Annotated in this window: 24 protein-coding genes; 16 read left to right on the forward strand and 8 right to left on the reverse strand. The window is 72.9% G+C overall.

The window, feature by feature from the left end:
• The first annotated feature begins 20 nt into the window (after positions 1-20).
• The 3 genes from alr to tsaE are packed head-to-tail and all read left to right on the forward strand — an operon-like array spanning position 21 to position 2,860.
• A complete protein-coding gene (alr, locus tag AB0M16_RS01855) occupies positions 21-1,172 on the forward strand; it encodes an alanine racemase (protein WP_365337610.1) in 1,152 nt (383 codons plus the stop codon).
• A gap of 21 nt (positions 1,173-1,193) precedes the next feature.
• A complete protein-coding gene (locus AB0M16_RS01860; protein ID WP_365337612.1) occupies positions 1,194-2,336 on the forward strand; it encodes an alpha/beta hydrolase in 1,143 nt (380 codons plus the stop codon).
• 14 nt (positions 2,337-2,350) lie between these two features.
• Complete coding sequence (gene tsaE / locus AB0M16_RS01865; protein ID WP_365337614.1) at positions 2,351-2,860, forward strand: tRNA (adenosine(37)-N6)-threonylcarbamoyltransferase complex ATPase subunit type 1 TsaE; 510 nt, start codon at positions 2,351-2,353, stop codon at positions 2,858-2,860.
• Positions 2,861-3,207: 347 nt separating this feature from the next.
• On the opposite strand, the gene AB0M16_RS01870 is transcribed toward tsaE, so the two are convergent.
• Positions 3,208-3,774, reverse strand: a complete 567-nt coding sequence (locus AB0M16_RS01870) for a hypothetical protein (protein ID WP_365337616.1) — start codon at positions 3,772-3,774, stop codon at positions 3,208-3,210.
• A gap of 109 nt (positions 3,775-3,883) precedes the next feature.
• On the opposite strand from AB0M16_RS01870, the gene tsaB reads away from it, so the two are divergent.
• The 8 genes from tsaB (at position 3,884) to AB0M16_RS01910 (ending at position 10,062) form a co-directional block, all read left to right on the forward strand.
• Complete coding sequence (tsaB, locus tag AB0M16_RS01875; RefSeq protein ID WP_365337618.1) at positions 3,884-4,540, forward strand: tRNA (adenosine(37)-N6)-threonylcarbamoyltransferase complex dimerization subunit type 1 TsaB; 657 nt, start codon at positions 3,884-3,886, stop codon at positions 4,538-4,540.
• 17 nt (positions 4,541-4,557) lie between these two features.
• Complete coding sequence (gene rimI, locus AB0M16_RS01880) at positions 4,558-5,028, forward strand: ribosomal protein S18-alanine N-acetyltransferase (RefSeq protein WP_365337948.1); 471 nt, start codon at positions 4,558-4,560, stop codon at positions 5,026-5,028.
• Positions 5,018-6,124, forward strand: coding sequence for a tRNA (adenosine(37)-N6)-threonylcarbamoyltransferase complex transferase subunit TsaD (gene tsaD / locus AB0M16_RS01885; RefSeq protein WP_365337619.1), 1,107 nt, complete (start codon positions 5,018-5,020; stop codon positions 6,122-6,124). The genes rimI and tsaD overlap by 11 nt, the downstream gene beginning before the upstream one ends.
• A 5-nt stretch (positions 6,125-6,129) precedes the next feature.
• A complete protein-coding gene (locus tag AB0M16_RS01890) occupies positions 6,130-6,390 on the forward strand; it encodes a hypothetical protein (protein ID WP_365337950.1) in 261 nt (86 codons plus the stop codon).
• A 57-nt stretch (positions 6,391-6,447) separates the two neighbouring features.
• Entirely contained in the window at positions 6,448-7,290 is an 843-nt protein-coding gene (locus AB0M16_RS01895) for a polysaccharide deacetylase family protein (RefSeq protein WP_365337621.1), read from the forward strand.
• Between the two features lie 109 nt (positions 7,291-7,399).
• Positions 7,400-7,765: a YciI family protein gene (locus AB0M16_RS01900; RefSeq protein ID WP_365337623.1), complete on the forward strand. Its 366-nt coding sequence runs from the start codon at positions 7,400-7,402 to the stop codon at positions 7,763-7,765.
• A 202-nt stretch (positions 7,766-7,967) separates the two neighbouring features.
• Positions 7,968-9,206: an RNA polymerase sigma factor gene (locus tag AB0M16_RS01905; RefSeq protein ID WP_365337952.1), complete on the forward strand. Its 1,239-nt coding sequence runs from the start codon at positions 7,968-7,970 to the stop codon at positions 9,204-9,206.
• Positions 9,207-9,402: 196 nt separating this feature from the next.
• Positions 9,403-10,062, forward strand: coding sequence for a hypothetical protein (locus AB0M16_RS01910; RefSeq protein ID WP_365337625.1), 660 nt, complete (start codon positions 9,403-9,405; stop codon positions 10,060-10,062).
• Here the strand turns inward: AB0M16_RS01910 and AB0M16_RS01915 are convergent.
• Positions 10,007-11,191, reverse strand: coding sequence for a class I SAM-dependent methyltransferase (locus AB0M16_RS01915; RefSeq protein ID WP_365337627.1), 1,185 nt, complete (start codon positions 11,189-11,191; stop codon positions 10,007-10,009). The two genes, AB0M16_RS01910 and AB0M16_RS01915, sit on opposite strands and share 56 nt — an antisense overlap.
• Before the next feature lie 121 nt (positions 11,192-11,312).
• On the opposite strand from AB0M16_RS01915, the gene AB0M16_RS01920 reads away from it, so the two are divergent.
• From AB0M16_RS01920 to groL, 4 genes are all read left to right on the forward strand, one after another.
• Entirely contained in the window at positions 11,313-12,239 is a 927-nt protein-coding gene (locus tag AB0M16_RS01920) for a polysaccharide deacetylase family protein (RefSeq protein WP_365337629.1), read from the forward strand.
• A complete protein-coding gene (locus AB0M16_RS01925) occupies positions 12,236-12,544 on the forward strand; it encodes a hypothetical protein (RefSeq protein WP_365337631.1) in 309 nt (102 codons plus the stop codon). The genes AB0M16_RS01920 and AB0M16_RS01925 overlap by 4 nt, the downstream gene beginning before the upstream one ends.
• A gap of 174 nt (positions 12,545-12,718) precedes the next feature.
• Positions 12,719-13,027, forward strand: a complete 309-nt coding sequence (groES, locus tag AB0M16_RS01930) for a co-chaperone GroES (RefSeq protein ID WP_057584642.1) — start codon at positions 12,719-12,721, stop codon at positions 13,025-13,027.
• Positions 13,028-13,144: 117 nt separating this feature from the next.
• A complete protein-coding gene (gene groL, locus AB0M16_RS01935) occupies positions 13,145-14,773 on the forward strand; it encodes a chaperonin GroEL (RefSeq protein WP_365337633.1) in 1,629 nt (542 codons plus the stop codon).
• A 128-nt stretch (positions 14,774-14,901) separates the two neighbouring features.
• On the opposite strand, the gene AB0M16_RS01940 is transcribed toward groL, so the two are convergent.
• Positions 14,902-15,600 carry an ester cyclase gene (locus AB0M16_RS01940; RefSeq protein WP_365337635.1) on the reverse strand — a complete coding sequence of 233 codons (699 nt, stop codon included), beginning with the start codon at positions 15,598-15,600 and terminating at the stop codon, positions 14,902-14,904.
• A gap of 85 nt (positions 15,601-15,685) precedes the next feature.
• Between AB0M16_RS01940 and AB0M16_RS01945 the strand changes: the two genes are divergently transcribed.
• Positions 15,686-19,216 (forward strand): hypothetical protein, encoded by a 3,531-nt coding sequence (locus AB0M16_RS01945; RefSeq protein ID WP_365337637.1) that lies wholly within the window; start codon positions 15,686-15,688, stop codon positions 19,214-19,216.
• On the opposite strand, the gene AB0M16_RS01950 is transcribed toward AB0M16_RS01945, so the two are convergent.
• The 5 genes from AB0M16_RS01950 to AB0M16_RS01970 form a co-directional block, all read right to left on the reverse strand.
• Positions 19,202-20,221, reverse strand: a complete 1,020-nt coding sequence (locus AB0M16_RS01950) for a hydroxyacid dehydrogenase (protein WP_365337639.1) — start codon at positions 20,219-20,221, stop codon at positions 19,202-19,204. The genes AB0M16_RS01945 and AB0M16_RS01950 overlap by 15 nt on opposite strands.
• A gap of 17 nt (positions 20,222-20,238) precedes the next feature.
• Positions 20,239-21,090: a carbohydrate ABC transporter permease gene (locus AB0M16_RS01955; RefSeq protein WP_365337641.1), complete on the reverse strand. Its 852-nt coding sequence runs from the start codon at positions 21,088-21,090 to the stop codon at positions 20,239-20,241.
• A complete protein-coding gene (locus tag AB0M16_RS01960; RefSeq protein WP_365337643.1) occupies positions 21,087-22,115 on the reverse strand; it encodes a sugar ABC transporter permease in 1,029 nt (342 codons plus the stop codon). The genes AB0M16_RS01955 and AB0M16_RS01960 overlap by 4 nt, the downstream gene beginning before the upstream one ends.
• A 4-nt stretch (positions 22,116-22,119) precedes the next feature.
• Positions 22,120-23,445 carry a sugar ABC transporter substrate-binding protein gene (locus AB0M16_RS01965; protein ID WP_365337645.1) on the reverse strand — a complete coding sequence of 442 codons (1,326 nt, stop codon included), beginning with the start codon at positions 23,443-23,445 and terminating at the stop codon, positions 22,120-22,122.
• Between the two features lie 100 nt (positions 23,446-23,545).
• Entirely contained in the window at positions 23,546-24,697 is a 1,152-nt protein-coding gene (locus AB0M16_RS01970; RefSeq protein WP_365337647.1) for a substrate-binding domain-containing protein, read from the reverse strand.
• Between the last annotated feature and the right edge of the window lie 137 nt (positions 24,698-24,834).

Below are 24,834 nucleotides of genomic sequence, written 5' to 3' on the forward strand. Positions count from 1 at the left end.
TACCTGAGAGACTGGGCGCGATGACTCAGACACCACAGCCCCGCCGAGCCCGCGCCGAGATCGACCTCGGCGCGCTGCGTGCGAACGTCCGCACGCTGCGCGCCCGCGTCGCGCCACACGTCCAGGTGATGGCCGTGGTCAAGGCGGACGCGTACGGACACGGGGCCGTGCCCTGCGCCCGGGCAGCGCTGGAGGCGGGCGCGACGTGGCTGGGGACGGCGACGCCGCACGAGGCGCTGGCGCTGCGCGCGGCCGGCCTGACCGAGCCGCGGATCCTGTGCTGGCTGTGGACGCCCGGCGACCCGTGGGCCGAGGGCATCGAGGCCGGGCTCGACATGACGGTGAGCGGGATGTGGGCCCTGCGGGAGGTCGTCGGGGCCGCGCGGCAGACCGGGCGGCGGGCGCGGATCCAGCTCAAGGCCGACACCGGGCTCGGGCGCAACGGCTGCCAGCCCGCCGACTGGCCCGAGCTCGTCGGCGAGGCCCTCAAGGCCGAGGCGCAGGGACTGCTGGAGATCACCGGGCTGTGGTCGCACTTCGCCTGCGCCGACGAGCCCGGGCATCCGTCGGTCCCCGCGCAGCTCGACGTCTTCCGGACGATGCTCGACTACGCCGAGAAGGCCGGTGTCGAGCCCGAGGTGCGGCACATCGCGAACTCGCCCGCCACGCTCACCCTGCCCGAGGCCCACTTCGACCTCGTCCGGCCGGGCATCGCCATGTACGGCGTGTCGCCCGATCCGGTGCTGGTCGGGCCCTCCGCGGCGTTCGGACTGCGGCCCGTGATGTCGCTCAAGGCGAGCGTGGCCCTGGTGAAGCACGTGCCGGGCGGCCACGGCGTCTCGTACGGGCACCATTACACGACCCCCGGCGAGACCACGCTGGGGCTGATCCCGGTCGGTTACGCGGACGGGATCCCGCGACACGCCTCCGGGCGCGGGCCGGTCCTGGTGGACGGCCGGGTCCGGACCGTCGCCGGCCGGGTCGCCATGGACCAGTTCGTCGTCGACCTCGGCGGCGACACGCCCGAGCCGGGCACCGAGGCCGTGCTGTTCGGACCCGGTGACGGGGGCGAGCCGACCGCCCAGGACTGGGCCGAGGCCGCCGACACCATCGCGTACGAGATCGTGACGCGGATCGGCGCGCGCGTCCCGCGCGTCTACGTGGGCGAGTAGACCCGAGGGAGGAGGCCCGGCGTGGGCGACGACACCTGGCGGCGGGCCGGCTGGGCCGGTGCCGCGATAGGCGTGCTGGCCGCCGGCGCGGCGGCCGGCGTGGCCATCGAGCGGCTGACGGTGGGGCGTTCGGTACGGGAGAAGGCGCGGCTCGCGCTCGACGCCGAGGGGCCGTACGGAGCCCTGCGCGGCACCCCCGGGCGGGCGGTCGCCGAGGACGGCACCGAGCTCTACTACGAGGTCGACGAGCTCGACCCCGAGGTCGCCGGGCCGACCCGGCGGCGCCGCCTCTTCGGCCGCAGGCCGCCCGCCCCCGTCACCGTGGTCTTCAGCCACGGCTACTGCCTCAACCAGGACTCCTGGCACTTCCAGCGGGCCGCCCTGCGCGGGCTCGTCCGCACCGTGCACTGGGACCAGCGCAGCCACGGACGCTCGGCGCGCGGGGTCGCCCAGGCCGGGCCCGACGGGGTGCCCGTCTCGATCGACATGCTGGGGCGCGATCTGAAGGCCGTCCTCGACGCGGCCGCGCCCGAGGGGCCGCTGGTCCTCGTCGGGCACTCCATGGGCGGAATGACGATCATGGCCCTCGCCGCGCTCCACCCGGAGCTCGTGCGGGAGCGGGTGGTCGGCGTCGGCCTCGTGGGCACCTCGACCGGGAAGCTCGGCGAGGTCAGCTACGGGCTGCCGATGGCCGGGGTCAACGCGGTGCGCCGGGTGCTGCCCGGGGTGCTCAGGGCGCTCGGCTCGCAGGCGGAGCTGGTGGAGCGCGGGCGGCGGGCCACCGCCGATCTGTTCGCCGGGCTCATCAAGAAGTACTCGTTCTCGTCGAAGGACGTCGACCCGGCCGTCGTCCGGTTCGCCGAGCGGATGATCGAGTCGACCCCGATCGACGTGGTCGCCGAGTTCTACCCGGCGTTCGCCGAGCACGACAAGGCGGCCGCCCTGGCCGCCTTCCGTGAGCTGCCGGTGCTCGCCCTCGCCGGCGACCACGACCTGGTCACGCCCAGTTCGCACACCGAGGCCATCGCCGACCTGCTGCCGGAGGCGGAGCTGGTCATCGTGCCCGACGCCGGGCACCTGGTGATGCTCGAACACCCGGAGGCGGTCACCGACCGGATCGCCGACCTGCTGGGGAGGGTGGGAGCGGTCCCCGTCGGCGGATAGGTAGGTTGGCGGACATGGACACTCCGCACACCCAGGCCACCCTCGAAGTCGACTCCCCGGAGCGGATGCAGGAGCTCGGCCGCCGCCTGGCCAAGCTGCTGCGCCCCGGCGACCTCGTGATGCTCACCGGCGAACTCGGCGCCGGCAAGACGACGCTGACCCGGGGCCTGGGCGAGGGCCTCGGCGTGCGTGGCGCCGTCACCTCGCCGACCTTCGTCATCGCCCGCGTCCACCCCTCCCTGGTCGGCGGACCGGCGCTGGTGCACGTCGACGCGTACCGGCTGGGCGGCGGTCTCGACGAGATGGAGGACCTGGACCTCGACGTGTCGCTGCCGGACTCCGTGGTCGTCGTCGAGTGGGGCGACGGCAAGGTCGAGGAGCTGACCGACGACCGGCTGCACGTGCTGATCCACCGGGTCGTGGGAAACGGGGACGACACCGAGGACGCCGTCGACGACCGGCGCACCGTCGTGCTCAACGGCATCGGCGCACGCTGGGCGGCCGAGGACCTCGCGCTGGCCTGACCGTACGGCCGAACGTACGTAGGTTCCGACAACGTGTCGGGAAAATGTTGCGCCGTCGCTCCGAGGCGTGGTCACATGGATGTACGAGCTGGTTAGGTGTACCTAACCTACGGGAGGCATGCATGGCGACGCCGGAGCGCGAGGACCGCACCGCGGACAGTGTCCCGATGAGAGACCTGTTGGCGTCGTGCGCCGCGGCGAACGCGGTCTCCACCCCGCCGCGCCGCCCCGAGCCCTCGGAGCACGACGAGCCCGAGACCGTACGCGACGAGGCCGCCTGAGCCCGACGAGGCCCCCGGGCCGTGAGCCCGCCCGGCACGTCCGCCGGAGGGCCTGACCCGGGCGCACTACGCGACGACGACGACCTTCGCGCCGATCACGGCGAACTTCCACAGCGCGTCGCCGTCCGCCCGCTTCATCCGGATGCCGCCCGTCTTCCGCGACGGGTCCGGCGACGGCGTCGAGCCGTCCACCGCCGCGCTGAAGCCGACCGACACGTCCTGGACGGTCGCGAACCGCACGACGTGCTCGATCTGCACCCCGTCCGAGCCGCGCACCGCACCGGACCGGGAGGTCACCGCGTACGCGCCGGGCGGCGGGGACACCGTGCTCGGCATCACCGAGAAGGTGTGCGTGACCTGGTTCTTCGCACTCACCAGCCACACCCGGCGGTCGGCGAGCCCGTACACCACCCGCTCGCCCGTGCCCGAGTCCGCGGGCAGCGCCATGGGGTCCTTCGCCGGCGTCGGCCTCTCGCTCGCCGCGACCGAGGGCGCCGTGCTCGGTGTCGTCGGCTTCGCCGCCAGCTCGGCCGGCGAGGGCGCCGACGCCGAGGCCTGATAGGCGAGGAAACCGACCGCGGCGAGGGCCGCCGCGGTGAGCCCGGCCACGAATCCCGAGCTGCTCCGTCCCACCGTGCGCCCACCTTCTGTCGTACGTACGTATCGGTGCCCGACCGTAGCAGTCGCCGCCCCCGTCGGAAGGGGCGCCGTCCCCGCCGCTCCGGCGCCGTAGGCTGTTCGCGTGCTCTTGCTCGCCATGGATACCGCCACACCCGCCGTCACCGTCGCCCTCCACGACGGCGACTCCGTCGTCGCCGAATCGAGCCAGGTCGACGCCCGCCGCCACGGGGAGCTGCTGCTGCCCGCCGTCGACGGGGTCCTCAAGGAGGCCGGGCTGACCCTCGACGCGGTGACCGGACTCGTGGTCGGCGTCGGCCCCGGCCCGTACACCGGACTGCGCGTCGGCCTCGTCACGGCCGCCACCTTCGCCTCCGCGCTCGGCGTGCCCGTGCACGGCCTGTGCACCCTCGACGGGCTCGCCTACGCCTCCGGCATCCAGGAGCCCTTCGCCGTCGCCACCGACGCGCGGCGCAAGGAGGTCTACTGGGCGCGCTACGACGACTCCCGCACCCGCGTGGGCGACGCGGCCGTCGACCGGCCCGCCGACATCGCCGAGCAGCTCGCCGGGCTGCCGGTGGTGGGCGCGGGCGCCGCGCTCTACCCGGAGGCCTTCCCGGACGCCCGGGAGCCCGGGCACCAGTCGGCCGCCGCGCTCGCCGCGCTCGCGGCCGAGAAGCTGGCCGCGGGCGGCGAGGGCTTCCTCGACCCGCTGCCGATGTACCTGCGCCGCCCCGACGCGCAGGTGCCGAAGAACTACAAGGTGGTCACCCCCAAGTGACGACCGTGCTCCGTGAGATGCGCTGGTGGGACCTGGAGCCCGTGCTCGCGCTCGAAGCCGAGCTCTTCCCCGAGGACGCCTGGTCGGAGGGGATGTTCTGGTCGGAGCTCGCGCACGCCCGCGGGCCGCGCGCGACCCGGCACTACATGGTCGCCGAGGACCCGTCCGGCCGGCTCGTCGGTTACGCGGGGCTCGCCGCCGCCGGCGGCCTGGGCGACGTGCAGACCATCGCCGTCGCCCGCGACCAGTGGGGAACCGGGCTCGGCGCCCGGCTCCTCACCGACCTCCTCCAGGCCGCGACCGCCTTCGAGTGCGAAGAGGTCCTCCTCGAAGTGCGCGTGGACAACACCCGGGCCCAGAAGCTCTACGAACGTTTCGGCTTCGAGCCCATCGGCTTCCGCCGCGGCTACTACCAGCCCGGCAACGTGGACGCCCTCGTGATGCGACACACCGTTCAAGGAACAGAGACTGATGCAGATGGCTGCTGACGAACCGCTCGTACTCGGCATCGAGACCTCCTGCGACGAGACCGGCGTCGGCATCGTCCACGGAACCACCCTCCTCGCCGACGCCGTCGCCTCCAGCGTCGACACCCACGCCCGCTTCGGCGGCGTCGTGCCCGAGATCGCCTCCCGCGCGCACCTGGAGGCCATGGTCCCGACCATCGAGCGCGCCCTGAAGCAGGCCGGGGTGTCCGCCAAGGACCTGGACGGCATCGCCGTCACGGCCGGGCCCGGCCTGGCGGGCGCGCTGCTCGTCGGCGTGTCGGCGGCCAAGGCGTACGCGTACGCCCTCGGCAAGCCGCTCTACGGCGTCAACCACCTCGCCTCGCACATCTGCGTCGACCAGCTGGAGCACGGCCGGCTGCCCGAGCCGACGATGGCCCTGCTGGTCTCCGGCGGCCACTCCTCGCTGCTCCTCTCCAGCGACATCACCTCCGACGTACGGCCCCTGGGCGCGACCATCGACGACGCCGCCGGCGAGGCCTTCGACAAGATCGCCCGCGTGCTCGACCTGGGCTTCCCGGGCGGTCCGGTCATCGACCGGCTCGCCAAGGAGGGCGACCCGGCGGCCATCGCCTTCCCGCGCGGCCTGACCGGCGCCAAGGACCCCGCGTACGACTTCTCCTTCTCCGGCCTGAAGACCGCGGTGGCCCGCTGGATCGAGGCCAAGCGGAACGCGGGCGAGGACGTGCCGGTCCGGGACGTCGCCGCGTCCTTCCAGGAGGCCGTCGTCGACGTGCTCACCCGCAAGGCCGTACGGGCCTGCAAGGACGAGGGCGTCGACCACCTGATGATCGGCGGCGGCGTGGCCGCCAACTCGCGTCTGCGCGCCCTCGCCGAGGAGCGCTGCGAGCGGGCCGGCATCCGGCTGCGGGTGCCGCGACCGGGCCTGTGCACCGACAACGGCGCGATGGTCGCCGCGCTCGGCGCCGAGATGGTCGCCCGCGGCCGGGCCGCGTCCGACCTGGAGCTGTCGGCGGACTCCTCCCTGCCGGTGACCGAGTCGCACGTGCCGGGGGCGGCGCACACTCACGACCACGACCACGTGCACGAGGTCAGCAAGGAGAACCTGTACCCGTGACGGCCGTGACGACCGTGACCCTGATGTGGGAGGCGCGCGCGGCCGAGGGCCGCGGCGCCGAACTCCTCGACTGGGCGAGGGCGCAGGAGCTCCCGGCCGAGCCGCAGCGCCGCGAGACCTTCCGCGCACCGCAGGACCGGGTCCTGGTCCTCACCTGGTGGGAGACGCCGGACGGGCTCGACGCCGAACTGCCGGAGCTGCCCGAGCCGGGCCCGGGACTGATCACGCGTCCGGTGCACCGCTGGCGCTTCGAATCGGTCGGATAGGCATACCGGGAGCGTTCCGGGAGCAACCTTTCGCACGGTTCCGGCATCCCACAGCGCGTGAAGAAGACCCTCGCGCTGTGGGCGGCGCTGACCGCCGTGGCCCTGTTCGCGACCGGCTGCACCGCCGCCGACGCCGACGAGCCGGCCGCCCCGAGGACCGGCTCCGTGAGCCCCTCGGCCGGCGGCAAGGCCCCGGACGCCCCGGCGGCCCCCGACCTGCGGGCCGCCTACGCCACGTGGGGCCTTAAGCCCCTCGCGGCCCCGCCCGCCCCGCCCGCGAAGAAGCCGGTGACGCGCACCGCCGGCGGACCCGTCCCCGTCGTCAGCGACATCGCGACCGACGACAAGGTCGTCTTCATCACGATCGACGACGGCGCCGAGAAGGACCCCCGGTTCGTCGCGATGATGCGGGACCTCAAGCTGCCGGTGACGATGTTCCTCACCGACTCCGCGATCCGCGCGGACTACGGGTACTTCAGGCCGCTGGTCGCCCAGGGCCACGGCGTCGCCAACCACACCCTCACCCACCCCAACCTGCGCACCCTCTCCCAGGACGCCCAGCGCCGGGAGATATGCGGCCAGCAGGACAGGCTGACCGCCGAGTACGGCAAGCGCCCGCGGCTCTTCCGCCCGCCCTACGGCAACTGGAACGAGGCCACCCGGGCAGCCGCCGGGCAGTGCGGCGTGGACGCGATCGTGCTGTGGCGGGAGTCGATGCAGATACAGAACATGCAGTACCAGCGCGGCGACAAGAAGCTGCACCCCGGCGACATCATCCTGGCCCACTTCCGCGGCCCGTCCGAGCTGAAGGGCCGGACGATGACGCAGATGATGACCAATCTGCTGCGGCACATACAGGAGCAGGGCTTCACGGTGGCGCGCCTGGAGGACTACCTCTGAGAAATCCGCGGTGCGCGTTTCCCGGCGCGTGTCGATGCGGGCGTCTCCCGATCGACGTATGAGTGTGAAGGCGGGGAACGGCCCCGCCACCGCACCCCGAGGAGTCACCATGCCCCGCTACCTCTCCCTCGTCCGCATCGAGGAGAACAGCATCGACATGGCGTCCGCCGACCCCGGTTTCGAGGAGCGCATGGGCGCGCTCTTCGAGGAGATCACCAAGGCCGGCGCCATGGTGGACACGGCCGGGCTCAAGCCCACCGCCGAGAGCACCCGGATCACCTGGCAGGACGGGAAGCTGTCGTTCACCGACGGCCCCTTCACCGAGACCAAGGAGGTCGTCGGCGGCTACGCCATGCTGCAGTGCAAGGACATGGCCGAGGCGATCGAGTGGGGGAAGCGCTTCCTGGAGGTCCACCCGCCGCACTGGACCGTGGGCCTGGAGGTCCGCGAGGTCGAGGAGATGCCGGGCTCCTGAACGGGCTCCTGAACGGGCTCCTCAACGGGCTCCTGAACGGGCGCCCGGTCGCGCTTCGGAACGGGCGCCCGAACGGGCTCCTGAACGAGCCTGGGAAGGGGCGCCCGAACTGCCCGAACCACCGCGGCTGTCGGCGGTCTGTGCTGTCATGTGAGGCGTGACGGCACAGACGGTCGAGGAGACCCTGGACACGGTCTTCCGGATGGAGTCGGCCCGGATCATCGCCACCGTGGCGCGGATCGTCCGGGACGTCGGGATCGCCGAGGAGATCGCCCAGGACGCGCTCGTCGCCGCCCTGGAGCAATGGCCGGAGTCCGGTGTCCCCGACCGGCCGGGGGCCTGGCTGACGGCAACGGCCAAGCACCGCGCGGTCGACCTGGTGCGGCGGCGCGAGACCTACGCGCGGAAGCTCGCGGAGGCCGGCCGCGAGCTCGTGGAGGAGGCGTACGACCCCGAGCCCTCGGGCCCCGGGGACATCGACGACGACGTGCTGCGGCTGGTCTTCACGGCCTGCCACCCGGTGCTCTCCGCCGAGGCCCGCACGGCGCTGACCCTGCGGCTCGTCGGAGGGCTGCGCACGGACGAGATCGCCCGCGCGTTCCTGGTCCCGGAGCCGACCGTCGCGCAGCGGATCGTGCGGGCCAAGCGGACGCTCGCCAAGGCGGGGGTGCCCTTCGAGGTGCCGTACGGGGCGGACCGGGCGGTCCGGCTCGGCTCGGTCCTGGAGGTCATCTACCTGATCTTCAACGAGGGGTACGCGGCGACCGCCGGCGACGACCTGCTGCGGCCCGCCCTGTGCGAGGACGCGCTGCGGCTCGCCCGGCAGCTCGCCGCGCTGATGCCGAAGGAGGGCGAAGTCCACGGCCTCGCGGCCCTGCTGGAGATCCAGGCCTCGCGGACCGCGGCCCGGACCGGGCCGGACGGGGCGCCGGTGCTGCTCGCGGACCAGAACCGGCGGCGGTGGAACCGGCTGCTGATCCGGCGCGGCTTCGCGGCCCTGGAGCGGGCCGTCGAGGCGGGCGGCGCCAACGGCCCGTACGCGCTGCAGGCCGCCGTCGCCGCCTGCCACGCGCGGGCGGCGACGTACGAGGACACGGACTGGCGCACCATCGCCACGCTCTACGGGCGGCTCGCCGCCGTCGCGCCCTCCCCGGTCGTGGAACTCAACCGGGCGGTCGCGGTGTCGATGGCCGACGGCCCCGAGGCGGGCCTGGCCCTGGTCGACGCCCTGGCCACCGCACCGGCCCTGTCCGGCTACCACCTGCTCCCGAGCGTCCGCGGCGACCTCCTGGCCCGAATGGGCCGTACGCAGGAGGCCCGCGCGGAGTTCGAGCGCGCCGCCGCCCTCACCCGCAACGAGCGGGAGCGCGCCCTGCTGCGCGAGCGGGCCGCGAAGGCCGGGGGGACAGGGCCTGCCGGCGGGGCAGGGCCGGGGCCGTGACCGCCCGGTCGAGTTCCACGACCGGCGAGGGCGCGACGGCGGCCCGCCGGGGCGGCACTCCGGGCGGTGCACCGGCGGTGGATCGGGGGGCGTGAGGGCGGGTGCGGCGGGCAGGGCCCAGGGGGGCCTCGTCGATCAGGCCGGAGCAGGGAACGCGAGCCCGGCGTGACCGGCGGGACCCTCTAGGCTCCACGGCATGTCGATTCTTCCGCCGCCCCCGCCGCCCGCCGAGCTCCAGAGCTGGCCCGACCGGGAGGCGCGGCTCGCCGACCGGGCGCTGGCCCTGGACGTACTCGGGCGGCGGCTGCTCGGTGGCGGGCGGTTGACGCTGTTCCTGGTGTGGCTGGCGCTCCTGGAGTTCGGCTGGGGTCTCGTCGGCATCGGCCTGGCGGCCTTCTGGGGCGGGGGAGGAGCGGCCGACCCGATCACCCTGGCGCTCGGTCTGTTCTGCGCGGTCGCCGGGGTCGGCGCCCTGGTCCCGGCGGTGTGGATGACCGTACGCGGCGTGCTGCGCGACCGTCTGGCCCGCGCGCGGCTCGTCCAGTGGGCCGTGCTCGACTCCCACCCCGCGACCGACGCCCGGCTGCGCGCCCCGGTCCTGAGCGCCTGCTGGCTGCTGCTCTCCTTCGCGCTGTGCGCGACCGGCCTCTGGACCTCGTTCGCGGTCGCCGCCGACACGACCCGTGACAACGGCGGGTATCCGCTCGTCGTCTACGGCATGGGCGCCGCCCTCGGCCTCTGGATCACCGGGCTGATCGGGTGCACGAAGGCCGTCACGCACTACCGCCTGGCGATCCGCCTCACCGGCCGGCCGGGTGTCCGATCAGCATCGTCGGGGCTCCCGCGACCCGAGTGAGCAGGACCGTCGCCGCGTTCGGCCCCTTCGGCTTCACCTTGCGCCGGATCTCCTCGGGTTCGACGGCCGAGCCGCGCTTCTTGACGGTGAGGGTGCCGACCTCGCGTTCACGGAGGAGGGCCTTCAGCTTCTTGAGGTTGAAGGGGAGCTCGTCGGTGATCTCGTAGGCGGCGGCGTACGGGGTCGGGGTGAGGGTGTCGGCCGTGACGTACGCGATGGTCTCGTCGATCAGGCCGCCGCCGAGGTCCCGGGCCACGTCGGCGACCAGGTGGGCGCGGATGACGGCGCCGTCCGGCTCGTAGAGGTAGCGGCCGACCGGGCGGACCGCCGGGTCGGGCAGGCCCTGGCCGACGAGGCTCGTGCCTGAGGGCAGGAGCGTCGCGCGGCGGGCGCCGGGGTCGGTGCCGAACCAGAGCACCGCCTCCTTCACGTCGCCGCCGTCCGAGATCCACTCCGCCTCGGCCTCCTCCGGCACGGCCTCGTGCGGGACGCCGGGGGCGATCTTCAGGGCCGCGTGCGGGGCCTTGCGGGCCGCGTCGACCGCCCACGACAGCGGCGGCGAGTAGGCCTCGGGGTCGAAGATCCTGCCGCGGCCGCCCCGCCGTGCCGGGTCGACGAAGACCGCGTCGTACGGACGCGTGTCGATCTCGGTCACGTCCGCGCAGCGCACCTCGATGAGGTCCGCGAGCCCGAGCGCGGCCGCGTTCGCCCGCGCCGCGGCCGCGGTCAGCGGGTCGCGGTCGACCGCGAGGACCGAGATCCCGGCGCGGGCCAGCGCGATGGCGTCGCCGCCGATGCCGGAGCAGAGGTCCGCGACGCTGTCGACGCCGAGCGCCTTCAGCCGGGCCGCCCGGTAGGCGCCTACGCTCGCCCGGGTGGACTGCTCGACGCCGTTGGGCGTGAAGTACATCCGGTACGCGTCCGCGGCCCCGAACTTGGCGACCGCCCGCTGTCGCAGCCGGGCCTGCCCGAGCGCCGCCGAGACCAGTTCGGCGGGATGGTCGCGGCGCAGCCGGGAGGCGACCGCCAGCTCCTGGGCGGGGTCGTAGTCGCGCAGCGCGTCGAGGAGTGCCTGCCCCTCGGGGGCGAGCAGGGCGGTGAAGGCGGCGAGGTCGGTCACCCGTCCCATTGTGCTGGTCCGGCGATCTCCGGACCGCCCGGGGGAGGTGTGGGCCGCCCGGGGGACGGTGCGGGGCCCGCCGGTGGTGTCGGGGCCCCGGAGGGGCGTGGCGCTGACAGGATGCGGCGCCATGCAGCTAGTACGACAAAAGGAACAGACGGCCTCTCATCGGTCCGTGCGGGTCGTCGGGATCGCCCTCCTCGTCGCCGTGCTCGGCTCCGCCTGCGCCGACCCGGGAGCGGGGGAGGAGCCCCCGCCCGCCGAGCCGGCCGCCGGTCAGCCGCCGCGCGCGGGGGGCGCGGCCGGCGCGCTGGACGCGTACGTCGAGCGGGTCCGCAAGGCGCGTGCCGCCCGCGTCGCCGCGGCCAGGAAGTGGGGCCTCGACAAGCCCCCGCTCGACGCGCCCGAGCCGCCCGCGGTGAAGCCGACGGTCACCACCCGCAAGGGCTTCGAGACCGCGGGGAAGGGACTGCCGCCGGTCTTCACGACCGTGCCGACGAAGGACAAGGTCGTCTTCCTGACGATCGACGACGGCGCGGAGAAGGACCCCGCCCTGCTGCGGATGATGACCGACCTGAAGATCCCGTACAGCGCCTTCCTCAGCAACTACCTGGTCAAGGACGACTACGGCTACTTCAAGAAGATGCAGGACTCCGGGGTGGCCCTGCACAACCACACCCTGACCCACCCCTATCTGCCCGGTCTCGACTACGACGCCCAGAAGCGGCAGATCTGCGGGATGCAGGACGTCATCCAGAAGCAGTTCGGCGAGCGGCCGCCCCTCTTCCGCCCGCCGTACGGCAACTACAACCAGGACACCCTGCGCGCGGCGAAGTCCTGCGGCGTCAAGGCGGTCCCGCTGTGGGCCTCCGAGGCCTTCCCCGACCACATGGAATGGCGCGAGTGGGACCGGGACCTGCACCCGGGCGACATCATCCTCACGCACTTCCGCGGCAAGGGGGACTGGAAGGGCTCCATGCCGGACATGATCCGGAGGGTGATGAAGACGGTCACGGACAAGGGGTACGCGGTGGCGAAGCTCGAGGACTACGTATGAGCCGGGCGCGCCGGCTGACCGCCGCCCTGGCCCTGACCGGCGCGCTGCTCGCCCTGCAGGCCTGCGCGTCCTCGGTCGATCCGATCGAGCGGCTCGGCCGCAAGGCGGCCGAGAAGGTGTCGCCGCATCCGGACCGGGGCCGGGCCGCCCGTCAGGCGGCGGACCCCGTGCCCTCCGCGTCGGCCACGCCCTCGGCGCCGTCCGGCCCTCTGGTGTCCCCGCTCGTACGGAACCGCGGGCTCCGCCCGGACGTTCCCCCGGAAGGCGGCGGGATGACGGCGGTCGTTCGCGCCACGGGGTCGTGAATTGGCACTCCGCTTGACCGAGTGCTAATCGCGGTCATAGTCTCGGCTCTGGCACTCCCCACTGGAGAGTGCCAACACAGCGACGGGCAGGTCCGGCACCCGCGACGACGGATCCACCTGGTCGCCACCTCAGACAGTTAACCCCGTGAGATCTCCGAAGGGGGAGGTCGGATCGTGACGACCACCAGCTCCAAGGTTGCCATCAAGCCGCTCGAGGACCGCATCGTGGTCCAGCCGCTCGACGCCGAGCAGACCACCGCCTCTGGCCTGGTCATTCCGGACACCGCGAAGGAGAAGCCCCAGGAGGGCGCCGTCCTCGCCGTGGGTCCGGGCCGCTTCGAGAACGGCGAGCGCCTGCCGCTCGACGTCAAGGTCGGCGATGTCGTGCTCTACAGCAAGTACGGCGGCACCGAGGTGAAGTACAACGGCGAGGAGTTCCTCGTCCTCTCGGCTCGCGACGTGCTCGCGATCATCGAGAAGTAAGTCACCAAGGCACCTGAACCAGATGCTTTGAGCTGCGCCCCTGACCCCCTGGTTTCTCCGCGGGCGTTCAGGGGCGCAGTTTTTTTCTACGATTTCCGAGAGGGCTGAATCGCTCCCATGGCGAAGATCCTGAAGTTCGACGAGGACGCCCGTCGCGCCCTTGAGCGCGGCGTCAACAAGCTGGCCGACACGGTGAAGGTGACGATCGGCCCCAAGGGCCGCAACGTCGTCATCGACAAGAAGTTCGGCGCCCCCACCATCACCAACGACGGTGTCACGATCGCCCGTGAGGTCGAGATCGAGGACCCGTACGAGAACCTCGGCGCCCAGCTCGTGAAGGAGGTGGCGACCAAGACCAACGACATCGCGGGTGACGGCACCACCACCGCCACCGTGCTCGCCCAGGCCCTGGTCCGCGAGGGTCTGCGCAACGTCGCCGCCGGCGCCTCCCCGGCCGCCCTGAAGAAGGGCATCGACGCCGCGGTCAAGGCCGTGTCCGAGGAGCTCCTCGCGACCGCCCGCCCGATCGAGGACAAGTCCGACATCGCCGCCGTCGCCGCGCTCTCCGCGCAGGACCAGCAGGTCGGCGAGCTCATCGCCGAGGCGATGGACAAGGTCGGCAAGGACGGTGTCATCACCGTCGAGGAGTCCAACACCTTCGGCCTGGAGCTGGAGTTCACCGAGGGCATGGCCTTCGACAAGGGCTACCTCTCGCCGTACATGGTCTCCGACCAGGAGCGTATGGAGGCCGTCCTCGACGACCCGTACATCCTGATCAACCAGGGCAAGATCTCCTCCATCCAGGACCTCCTGCCGCTGCTCGAGAAGGTCATCCAGGCCGGTGGCTCCAAGCCGCTGCTGATCATCGCCGAGGACGTCGAGGGCGAGGCCCTCTCCACCCTCGTCGTCAACAAGATCCGCGGCACCTTCAACGCCGTCGCCGTCAAGGCGCCCGGCTTCGGTGACCGCCGCAAGGCGATGCTCCAGGACATGGCCACCCTCACCGGTGCCACCGTCATCTCCGAGGAGGTCGGCCTCAAGCTCGACCAGGCCGGTCTGGACGTGCTGGGCACCGCCCGCCGCGTGACCGTCTCCAAGGACGACACCACGATCGTGGACGGCGCCGGCTCCTCCGAGGACGTCCTCGGCCGCGTCAACCAGATCAAGGCCGAGATCGAGTCCACGGACTCCGACTGGGACCGCGAGAAGCTCCAGGAGCGCCTCGCGAAGCTGGCCGGCGGCGTGTGCGTGATCAAGGTCGGCGCCGCCACCGAGGTGGAGCTGAAGGAGAAGAAGCACCGTCTGGAGGACGCCATCTCCGCGACCCGCGCCGCGGTCGAGGAGGGCATCGTCTCCGGTGGTGGCTCCGCGCTCGTCCACGCCGTCAAGGTCCTGGAGGGCAACCTCGACAAGACCGGCGACGAGGCCACGGGTGTCTCCGTCGTCCGCCGCGCCGCCGTCGAGCCGCTGCGCTGGATCGCCGAGAACGCCGGCCTCGAGGGCTACGTCATCACCGCGAAGGTGGCGGAGCTCGACAAGGGCCAGGGCTTCAACGCCGCGACCGGCGAGTACGGCGACCTCGTCAAGGCCGGCGTCATCGACCCGGTGAAGGTGACGCGCTCCGCCCTGGAGAACGCCGCCTCGATCGCCTCCCTGCTCCTCACCACCGAGACCCTCGTGGTGGAGAAGAAGGAGGAGGAGCCGGCGGACCACGGCCACGGCCACGGTCACGGCCACTCCCACTGACGCCTGAACGTCACGAGGTCTGACGCCTGGACGTCACGAGGCCCGGTGCTCCCGTCGCGGGAGCACCGGGCCTCGCCCGTTCTCGGCCCGTTCCCGGCCGGTGCCCGGTCCTTCCCGGCCGTTCCGGCTCAGCCCTCCACGGCCCCCAGCTGCCCCATCAGCCCGAGCAGGTCGTACTGCCACCAGCCTTCCATGATCTTCCCGTCGTCCCGGAAGCGGTGGATGACCGTGCCGGTCATGGACACCTCCATGCCCGTGGGCTGGAGGCCCATGAAGTCCCCGGTGTGGGTGCCCTGCCAGGTCCAGCGGGTGCAGACCCGGTCGCCCTCGGCGATCTGGTCGTCGACGGTGAAGGTGAAGTCGAAGCCGCCCCGCCACATCTCCACCTCGCGCCGGACGGCGTCCATGCCCATGACGTCCTGCTCGTTGGTCGGATCGTGGTCGTGGTACCCCTCGGCGAGCACCTCGTCGAGCAGCGCCAGCTCCTGCTCGTAGGCAAGCATCTCCAGGAGCCGCCGGGCGTTGGTCTTGTACAGCGCCTCGTCCCGCACGACGTCGAGGTCGGTGAAGGTGGGCATCTCGTCGCAGAGCGCCACCATCTCCCGGAAGATCCGATCGGTCTCCGGGAGCTGCGAATTGCGCATGGCCACGTCGTACGAGGGGAATTCGACGATCTCCACGACGTGCGAGGCGTCGGAGCGGTCCTTGCCGACCATGCTGTGGGTGGCGGTGCGCTTGCCCTTGGTCTGTTCCACCCAACGGTCCATGAGACGGTTCAGGCCGTCGACGTCGCTCGTCTTGCAGTCGATGATTTGCACGAAGGTCATGGCGCCTCCCGGAGCCGCTCCCGGACCCGCTCGAACCCTTCCAGTTTAGGTCCGGGGGGCCGTGGTGCCCTGGCAGCATGGGGGCATGCGGGAGGAGCCGGGGGAGCGGTCGGTCACGGTCGACAACGGTACGGGGATCGTGGTCGTCGGCGACGGCAACCGGATCGTGGCCGGGGCGGCGGCGCCCGTCCGGTCCGCGTACTGGGAGCAGGTGCGCCGCCTCGCCCCGGCCGAACTGGTCGACCGGGAACGGGAGCTGGCGGAGCTCGCCGCATTCAGTCGCGCGGACGCCCCCGGTTACCTGTGGTGGCGGGCGGACGCCTGGGCCGGCAAGACAGCGCTCATGGCCCGGTTCGCGCTGGACCCGCCGCCGGGCGTGCGGATCGTCCCCTTCTTCGTCACCGCCCGCTGGGCCGCCCAGAGCGACGCGGCGGCGTACGTGGACGTGGTCCTGGAACAGCTCGCCGAACTGGCTGCCGAGCCGCTGCCCGCCCTCCTCACCGCCGCCACCCGGCAGGCACACCTGCTGCGCCTGTACGGGGCGGCCGCCCGCGCCTGCGCCGGGCGCGGCGAACGGCTCGTCCTCCTCGTCGACGGGCTGGACGAGGACCGGGGCGTGACCACCGGACCGGACGCCCACTCGATCGCGGCCCTGCTCCCGTACGACCTGCCGGTCATCGTCTCCGGCCGCCTCAACCCGCCGCTCCCGGCCGACGTCCCCGAGACCCACCCGCTGCGCGACCCCGCGGCCGTCCGTCTCCTCGCCCCGTCCCCGTCCGCCCGCGCGGTCCGGGTGGAGGCGGAACGGGAGCTGAAGCACCTCCTCACGGCGGGCGGCCTTCCCTACGACCTGCTGGGCCTGCTCACGGCCGCGGGCGGCGGTCTGACGGCGGACGACCTCGCGGAGCTGACCGAAGAGGTGCCCTACCGGGTGAAGGACGTGCTGCGCACCGGCCCCGGCCGCACCTTCGCCCCGGCAGGCCCCGCCTACCTCCTCGCCCACGAAGAACTCGCCGCCCAGGCCCGGGAGATGCTCGGCACGCGGGAACTGGACCGCTTCCGGGGCCGGTTGCACACCTGGGCGGAGCAGTGGCGGGAGCGCGGCTGGCCGGAGGGGACCCCGGAGTACCTGCTGCGCGGGTACGCGGTGGCGCTGCGGGCGGCGGGAGAGGTGGAGCGGCTGGTGGGCTGCGCGCTGGACGCGGTACGGCACGACCGGCTGCTCGCGGTGACGGGCGGCGACGGGGCGGCCCTCGCGGAGGTGCGGGTGGCGTCGGAGGCCCTCCTCGCGCGCGGTGACCGGCCCGGACTGATTCCGCTGATGCTGCGGCTCGCGGTCCGGCGGGACTGCCTGGAGCTGAGCGGCGGGCTCGTGCGGCCCGAGATCGCGGCGGGGTGGGCCGCCATCGGGGAGGTCGACCGGGCGGTGGCACTGGCGCGCGCCGCGGGGAACGAGCGGGCGGTCGCGGGGCTGTGCGCGGTGGGGGCGACCTTGCTGCGGCGCGGGGACCGGGAGGGGGCGCTGCGGCTCGCCGGGGAGGCGGACGCGCTGGCGCTGCGAGTGCGGGAGACCGACGGGCGGGACAGAGCGGCGGTGGAGGCCGCCATGCTGCTGATCGAGCTCGGTCTCCGCGACCGGGCGGAGCGGCAGATCCGTCGGGTCGGCCACGACCTGGAACGCGAGCGGCCGTTGTACGCCCTGACGCGGGCTTACTGCGCGGCAGGGGAGTTCGAACGCGGGCTCCTGCTCGCGCGCGCCGAGCCGCACATCAGGCTGCGGGCCGGCGCACGCTCGGAGACGGTCCGGTCCCTGGTCGTGGCGGGTCACTATGAGGACGCCGAGCGGGCGGCGCGGGAGCCGGATCCGCATCGCGTGGTCCGGGCCCTGGTCCTGATCCGGAGCGCGACCACGTTCCGGGAGGCCGGCCGGGAGGGGACGGGCGACGCGCTCCTGGCCGAGGGGCTGCGCGAGTGGGACTCCGTGGAGCCGGACGAGGACGGGGAGGGGACCCGCCGCGAGCTGATCGAGGCGCTGGTGGAGGCAGGGGAGTTCACCCTGGCGCGCAGGCCCCGGGACCAGCGGTTCGGCCCGAACGACGAGGAGACCTACGCCGTCGCCCTGGCCAGGATCGGCGAGTGGGACCTGGCCTGGGATGCGGTCCACCGGCTGGGGCGTGAGTGGGTGGAGGGCACCCTGGTGCTCCTCGCCCGTGCCACGGCCGCTCGAGGGCGGGACGTCGAGGCCGAGGAGATGGGCCAGGAACTGGAGGAGGGCGAGTTCCTCGAGGACCTCTGGGAGGTCATCGCGGAGACCCGCCTCCGACGGGGGGAGCCGGACACGGTCGCTCCCTTGCTCGACCGGCTGACCCAGAGCGCCCGTGGCTTCCGCGCGATCGGCGAGTACGTCCGGCAGCTGGCCGCGCGGGGCCGGGTCGAGGAGGCTCGTGGCGTGGTCGCGCGCATGTGCGGACCCGAACACGAGCTCAGGCTCGCCTCCGCGCTGATCGGACCGGCGGCCGAGGCCCTGCACGACGGGGGGTGCGCCGCTGAGGCGAGGGAGCTGTTGGTGTCGGCCGAGGCGGGCAGCCGCAGGCCGCCCCGGTACCAGCTCGTGGAACGGTTGGCGCGGACCGCTCGTGCCCTTGCCGGGGTGGGACGTGAGGAGGCCGCATCGGTTCTGCTCGGCGCCTTGGACGTGGAGGACGGCGACGCGCGTGGCGTGGTGTCGGCGCTGCTGGCCGTCGGGCGGGTCGAGGAAGCCGAGGAACTCGCCCAGGTCGCCGACCCGCTCGCCGACGTGCTCCTGGAGGTCGCCGCCGCCTGGGTCGCGTGCGGGGGCTCCGCGCGTGCGGAAGCGCTGACCCGAATCGGCAAGTACAGGATCGGCGCGGTCGTGGCCGTGGCGTACGCCGAGGCCGGCGACCCGGACAGGGCCGCCGGCCTCGTGCCGAGGCTGTCCGCCGGGCTGGAGGTGATCGAGGTCTCCACCGCTCTGGCCCGTGCCCTGGATCTTCAGGGCCGCCGCGAGGAGGCGGAGCAGTGGTTGGACCAGGCCGTGGGGCTGTCCTGGCCCCTGGCGGCGACCACCGGGATCATGCTGCCCCGTCTCGTCCAGGCCCAACTCGCCCTCGGGCGCCGCGAGGAGGCGACGGCCCTGCTGCACCGGGCCACCCGGTCCTGGCTCGGCTACTACGGCTCCTCCCAACCCGAGTTTCTGCTGCGCGCCTGGGTCCTGCTCGGCGCGTACGACCACGCCCTCGACCTCGCGCGGAGGCTGGAGCCCGACGCCGTCCAGAAGGCACTGCCGCTGCTCGCCGCCGACCTCGCCCGGGCCGGTGAGCACGAGCGCGCGGAGTCCGTGCTCGCCGGGCTGCACCACCTGGGCCCGAGGGGCGCCGCGTCGTACACCGTCCTGGCCGTCGAGCACGACGACCCGGTCAGGGCCCGCGAGCTCACCGCCCTCGCGCTCCACCTGGGGCCCTGGTACGAGGCCCTGCCGGCCGTGCTGGCGCGGGAGCCGGGGGCGGTGGAGCAGGTGGTGGCGGAGGGCGAGCGGCTGCGGGCCCTCCTGCAGGGGCGGACCCGGGCTGGACCGGGCGGGTCAGGCCGACCGTAGGAGATCCGCCGCCCGTACCTCCTCCGCGAACGGCTCCCCCCTCCCGTACCGGGCCACCTCCTCCAGGGCCTGGTCGGCCATGCGGTGGAGTTCGTTGCCGAGGGAGCCGGCGACGTGGGGGGTGAGGAGGACGTTGGGGAGGTCGTAGAGGGGGGAGTCCGGCGGGGGGAGCTCGGGGTCCGTGACGTCGAGGATCGCGTGGAGGCGGCCCGAGCGGAGGTGGGGGAGCAGGGCGTCCTCGTCGACGAGGGAGCCGCGGGCGGTGTTGATCAGGGTCGCGCCGTCGGGCATCGCGGCGAGCTGGGCGGCACCGATCATGCGGTACGTGGCGGGGAGTTGCGGCGCGTGGACGGAGACGACCGTGCTGCGGGCGCAGAGTTCGTCGAGGCCGACGAGCTCGACGCCGGGCGGGGCGGCCGGCACGTACGGGTCGTGGAGGAGGACCTGGAGGTCGAAGGGGCGCAGCAGGTCGAGGACCCGGCGGCCGATGCGGGAGGCGCCGACGATGCCGACGGTCCTGCGGTAGTTGCCCCAGGCGGCGGAGGAGTCGAGCCAGGCGTGGTCGGTACGGAGTTCGGCGTACTGCTGGGCCGAGCGCAGGACCTGTTTCCCGGCGAGCAGGATCGCGGCGAGCGTGTACTCGGCGACGGGCAGGGCGTTCGCGGCGGCCGCCGAGGTGACGCGGATGCCGCGGGCCCAGCAGGCGTCGGTGATGTGGTGCTTGACCGAGCCGGCCGCGTGGACGACGGCCTTGAGACGTGGGGCACGGTCCAGGACCTCGGCGGTGAGCGGGGTGGCGCCCCAGCAGGTGAGGAGCAGTTCGGCCTCGGCGAGGGCGGCGGCCGCCTCGGGGGTGGGCGCCGTCAGGTCGTGGGCGACGAGGTGCGGGTCGGTGCGGGTGAGGGCGGAGAGCCGGGCGCGGTGGTCCTCGGTGAGGAGGCGTTCGGCGACGCCCGGGCCCATCGCGAGGAGGAGGGAGGGGCGGTTGTCAGCGGTCGGGTGCATCGCGGGATCGGTGTTCCTCACTTGACGCTGCCGGCGGTCAGGCCCGCCTTCCAGTGGCGCTGGAGGGAGACGAAGGCGACGACGAGGGGGATGACGGCGAGCAGGGAGCCGGTGACGACGAGGGGGTAGAAGTCGGGTTCGGCGTGGGCGTTGCTGTTCCAGGCGTAGAGGCCGAGGCTCAGCGGGAAGAGCTTCTGGTCCGAGAGCATCACCAGGGGGAGGAAGAAGTTGTTCCAGATCGCCGTGAACTGGAAGAGGAAGACGGTCACGAAGCCCGGCATGACCATGCGGAGCCCGATGGACCAGAAGGTGCGCAGCTCGCCGGCCCCGTCGATGCGGGCGGCCTCCAGGGCCTCGCCGGGGATGTAGCCGGCGCTGAAGACCCGGGCGAGGTAGACGCCGAAGGGGTTGACGAGGACCGGGACCAGGACGGCCCAGTAGGTGTTGACGATGCCCACCTCGCTGGCGAGCAGGTACATGGGCAGCGCGAGCGCCGTGGTGGGGACGAGGACGCCGAGCAGGACGACGCCGAACAGCTTCTCCTTGCCCCGGAAGTCGTACTTGTCGAAGGCGTAGCCGGCGGCGACGCTGATCAGCGAGCAGGCGAGGGCGCCGAGTCCCGCGTAGAGCAGGCTGTTCAGGTACCAGTGGAAGTAGACGCCGTCGTTGTAGGCGGCGAGGCGGGACAGGTTGCCGCCGAGGTCGAAGCCCTCGAAGGAGAAGGCGTCTCCGGCGAGCAGTCCGCCGGCGTCCTTGGTGGCGGCGGTCAGCAGCCACACGAGGGGGAAGAGCGTGTAGACGACGGCGAGGACGAGGGCGCCGTTGACGGCGGTCTTGGACAGCCAGACGCTCCGGGGGCGGTTGCTCATGCCGTCTTCTCCTTCCGGGGATTCCGGGGATTCCGGGGATTCCGGGGACTCCGGGGACTCCGGGGATTCCTGGCATTGCTGGGATTCCGGGCACTGCTCCTGGGACTCCTGGCAGTCCCGGGATTCCTGACAGTCCTGGGATTCCGGCGGTTCCGGCGGCCGGTCAGCCTGGTCACCGCGAAGGAGAGCAGCGCGGCCGTGAGGGCCAGCAGCACGGACGCGGCCGCGGCGAGGCCGTAGTCGTTCCGGTCGAACGCGGCGGTGTACGCGTACATGTTGGGCGTCCAGGTCGAGGTGACGGCCGAGCCGGTGCCCTTGTTCAGGATGAGCGGCTCGGTGAACAGCTGGAGCGAGCCGATGACGGTGAAGAGGGCGACCATCGCCAGCGACGCCTTGATCAGCGGGAGTTTGACGGCGAGGGCGATCCGCCAGGAGCCCGCGCCGTCGACGGTGGCGGCCTCCAGGACGGAGCGGTCGATGGCCTGGAGCGCGGCGTAGAAGATCACCATGTTGTAGCCGAGCCATTCCCACAGCGCGATGTTCACGACGGAGGGGAGGGAGCCCTCGGGGGAGAAGAAGTCGAAGCCGACGCCCCCTGCCTCCATGGCCTGGACGACCGGGCTGAGCTGCGGTGTGTAGAGGTAGACCCAGATCAGCGCGGCGATGATGCCGGGGACGGCGTGCGGCAGGAAGAGCGCGAGCTGGAAGAAGCGGCGGGCGCGGGCGAGCGCGGAGTCGAGCAGCAGGGCGAGGCCCAGGGCCCCGGCGAGCAGCAGCGGAATGTAGAGCACGCAGTATCCGAGCAGCACGCCGAAGCCCTCGCGGAAGGCCCGGTCACCCAGCGCCGCGGTGTAGTTGTCGAGTCCGCTGAAGACGGTCTCGGTGCCGCCGAAGCCGAGTCCCGACTGCTTCTCGGTGAAGAGGCTGAGCCAGACCGCGTAGCCGATCGGCACCACCATCACCGCGGTGAAGAGCAGGAAGAACGGGGTCAGCAGGGTCACCGCCGCGCGGGTGCGGGCCTTCACCGGGTCAGCCCTCGACCTTCAGACCGCGCTTGGTGAGTTCGGCGACGGTGGCGTCGTGGCCGGCCCTGATCGCGTCGCTGATGCCGGGGCCGCCCTTGGCGATCTTGCCGAACTGGTCCTTGATGGCGGTGTTGGTGGTGCCGGTGGTCGGGCCCCACGCCCAGCTCTTGTCGATGGAGGCGCCGGCCTCCTCGAAGAGGGCGTAGATGTCCTGGCCGCCGTAGTAGCTCGCGTCGAAGACCGACTTGGCGACCGGGCGCAGCGAGGTGGCGGCGGGGAAGGCGCTGGAGGTGCCGGAGGAGATGCGGGCCTTCACACCGGCCTCGGTCGTGGACATCCACTCGGCGAACTCGACCGCGGCGGCCTTCTTCTCGCTGTCCTTCGTCACGGCGAAGGAGGTGCCGCCGAGCATGCCGCTGGCGGGGGTGCCCCAGTTCGGCATGGGCGCGACGGCCCACTTGTCGCTCTGCTCGGGCAGGGTGCCCTTGAGGACGCCCGCGCCCCAGGAGGCGCCGAGGTAGCCGATGGTGGTGCCGTTCTTGAGGGAGCCCGTCCACTCGGGGCTGAACGAGGCGTTCTTGTGGACGAGGTCGGCGTCGAGGAGGCCCTGCCAGTAGGCGGCGACCTTGGTGGTGGCCGGATCCGTGGTGTCGATCTTCCAGGTGTCGTTCTCGGCCTTGAACCACTGGGCGCCGGCCTGCCAGGCCATGGCCTCGAAGGTGGTCGGGTCGTCGGGGAAGAAGGTGGCGATCCGGGCCTTGGCGTCGGCCTTCCGCACCTTCTCCGCGGCCGTCCTGAACTCGTCCCAGGTCGTGGGGACGGCGACCTGGTACTTCGCGAAGAGGTCCTTGCGGTAGTAGAAGGCCTGCGGGGCGGCGTCGAAGGGCACCGCCCAGGTCCTGCCGCCGAGGGTGGTGAGCTCCACGGCCTGCGGCAGCAGCTTGGCCCGGTCCTGCTCGGTGAACTCGCCGCCGATGTCCTGCAGGGCGCCCGAGGAGACGAACTCGGGGAGCGAGGAGTACTCGATGGAGACCAGGTCGGGGGCGTTGCCCGCCTTCACGGCGTTGGAGATCTTGGCGTAGCCGCCGGCGGTGCCGGAGGGGATCTCCTCGAACGTCACCCGGATGTTCTTGTGGGAGGCGTTGAAGGCCTCGACGACGTCCTTGGAGCCCTTCGCCCAGCCCCAGAAGGTGATGGTGACGGGCTCGTTCGCCGTGCCCTTGCCGGTGTCGTCACCGCTGCCGCCGCAGGCCGTGAGGACGGCCAGGGCGGTGGCGGTGCCGGCGATGACGCGGGTCGTTCTGCTCCAGGGATTCCAACTACGGCTCACGGCACGGCTCCTGACACGGCGGCGTGGACGGGGTTGGCCGTGATCCTGGGACGCTTCCTGAGCGAAGTCAAGAGCGAAAGATTGATTGATCGAAAAAAGATCAGACCGATCGTGAGGTGCCAGAGCCCGAGCCCGTGCCCGTGCCTGCGGCCGTGCCCTCGCCCGCCTGCGCGCCCGCGCCGCACGAGGCGCGCACGCGCAGCCTCGGCAGCAGGCTCAGATGCCGCCTCGCCGACTCCTCGCCCGCCCCTTCCGTCAGCCGCTCGACCAGGAGTTCCGTGGCGTGCCGGCCCACCTGTCGCTTGGGCGGGGCGACCGCCGTGAGCGGGGTGTCGGCGAGCGCGGCGACCTCGTCGTCGTACGCGATCAGGGCCAGGTCCTCCGGCACCCGCACGCCCAGCTCGGCGAGCCGCTGCACCATCTGGATCGCGTCCACGTCGTTGTGGACCAGCGCCGCGCTCGCGAGTCCCGAGGTCACCGCGTCGCGCAGGGCCCGTACAGCCCGCTCGAAGCCCTTCGGATCGGTCTCCGCCGGCATGGACTCGATCACCGTGCGCGGGGCCTCCAGGTCCAGGGTCCCCAGGGCCTCCGCGTACCCCGCCCGCACCGCGAGCGCCGTCGGACTGTCCCCGCGGGCCACCAGGAGCGGGGTCGCGTGCCCGAGTCCGAGCAGGTGGCGCAGGGCGAGCAGCACGCCGTGCGCGTGGTCCGAGGACACCCGGTCCAGGCCGTCGAGCGGGGTGCCCGGGGCCGCCCGGCGCTCCAGGAGCACGGCCGGCACCGGCAGTTCGGCCAGCCAGTCCCCGTAGGCGGGCCGGTCCTCCGGCCCGCGCCAGCCGGGCGCGACGAGCACGCCCTCGGCCCCGGCCGCGAGCAGGCCCTCGGTGCGGGCCCGGTCCTCCTCGGGCCGGTAGTCGGAGATCCGCAGGATGAGCCGGGCGCCGGCCCGGGCCGCGGCCTCGTGGGCGCCCCGGATGACCTCCGCGAAGTAGTACGTGGCGGAGGGGGCGAGCAGTCCGAGCACGAGGCCGCCGGCCGCGACGGGCCCGCTGCCGGCGCCCGCGCCGCCGGGCCAGGAGACCTGGCCGTGCACCCGGTCGAGCAACCCCTCGGCGGCCAGTGCCTCGACGTCCCGGCGGGCGGTCACGGGGGAGACCCCGAGCAGTCCGGCCAGGTCGGAGACGCGGGCCGTGCCGCGCTCGCGCACCAGGGCCAGCAGGCGGTCGTGTCGTTCGGCAGCACTCTCGCGCACGGTGCGTCCCCCTTGCGGTGGTGGTGGTCACCCGACCTTAGACCAGGTCCGGGCGAAATGATCGAACGGAAGGAGTTTCGATCATTCGCTCCGTCCCCTCTTGACGTCCGATCGAAGCGTCTTCAGGATTCCGGGCG

Source organism: Streptomyces sp. NPDC051921, from assembly GCF_040680975.1.
In the GTDB taxonomy this organism is placed as follows: Bacteria; Actinomycetota; Actinomycetes; order Streptomycetales; family Streptomycetaceae; genus Streptomyces.

Coding starts and splice junctions, on each gene's coding strand:
- AB0M16_RS01920 (WP_365337629.1), top strand. CDS start 11,313: ATGCAGCTAGTACGACAAAAGGAACAGACGGCCTCTCATCGGTCCGTG.
- AB0M16_RS01910 (WP_365337625.1), top strand. CDS start 9,403: ATGTCGATTCTTCCGCCGCCCCCGCCGCCCGCCGAGCTCCAGAGCTGG.
- tsaD (WP_365337619.1), top strand. CDS start 5,018: ATGGCTGCTGACGAACCGCTCGTACTCGGCATCGAGACCTCCTGCGAC.
- AB0M16_RS01925 (WP_365337631.1), top strand. CDS start 12,236: ATGAGCCGGGCGCGCCGGCTGACCGCCGCCCTGGCCCTGACCGGCGCG.
- tsaE (WP_365337614.1), top strand. CDS start 2,351: ATGGACACTCCGCACACCCAGGCCACCCTCGAAGTCGACTCCCCGGAG.
- alr (WP_365337610.1), top strand. CDS start 21: ATGACTCAGACACCACAGCCCCGCCGAGCCCGCGCCGAGATCGACCTC.
- groL (WP_365337633.1), top strand. CDS start 13,145: ATGGCGAAGATCCTGAAGTTCGACGAGGACGCCCGTCGCGCCCTTGAG.
- AB0M16_RS01900 (WP_365337623.1), top strand. CDS start 7,400: ATGCCCCGCTACCTCTCCCTCGTCCGCATCGAGGAGAACAGCATCGAC.
- AB0M16_RS01905 (WP_365337952.1), top strand. CDS start 7,968: ATGGAGTCGGCCCGGATCATCGCCACCGTGGCGCGGATCGTCCGGGAC.
- AB0M16_RS01915 (WP_365337627.1), bottom strand. CDS start 11,191: ATGGGACGGGTGACCGACCTCGCCGCCTTCACCGCCCTGCTCGCCCCC.
- AB0M16_RS01955 (WP_365337641.1), bottom strand. CDS start 21,090: ATGAGCAACCGCCCCCGGAGCGTCTGGCTGTCCAAGACCGCCGTCAAC.
- AB0M16_RS01940 (WP_365337635.1), bottom strand. CDS start 15,600: ATGACCTTCGTGCAAATCATCGACTGCAAGACGAGCGACGTCGACGGC.
- AB0M16_RS01950 (WP_365337639.1), bottom strand. CDS start 20,221: ATGCACCCGACCGCTGACAACCGCCCCTCCCTCCTCCTCGCGATGGGC.
- AB0M16_RS01945 (WP_365337637.1), top strand. CDS start 15,686: ATGCGGGAGGAGCCGGGGGAGCGGTCGGTCACGGTCGACAACGGTACG.
- rimI (WP_365337948.1), top strand. CDS start 4,558: ATGCGCTGGTGGGACCTGGAGCCCGTGCTCGCGCTCGAAGCCGAGCTC.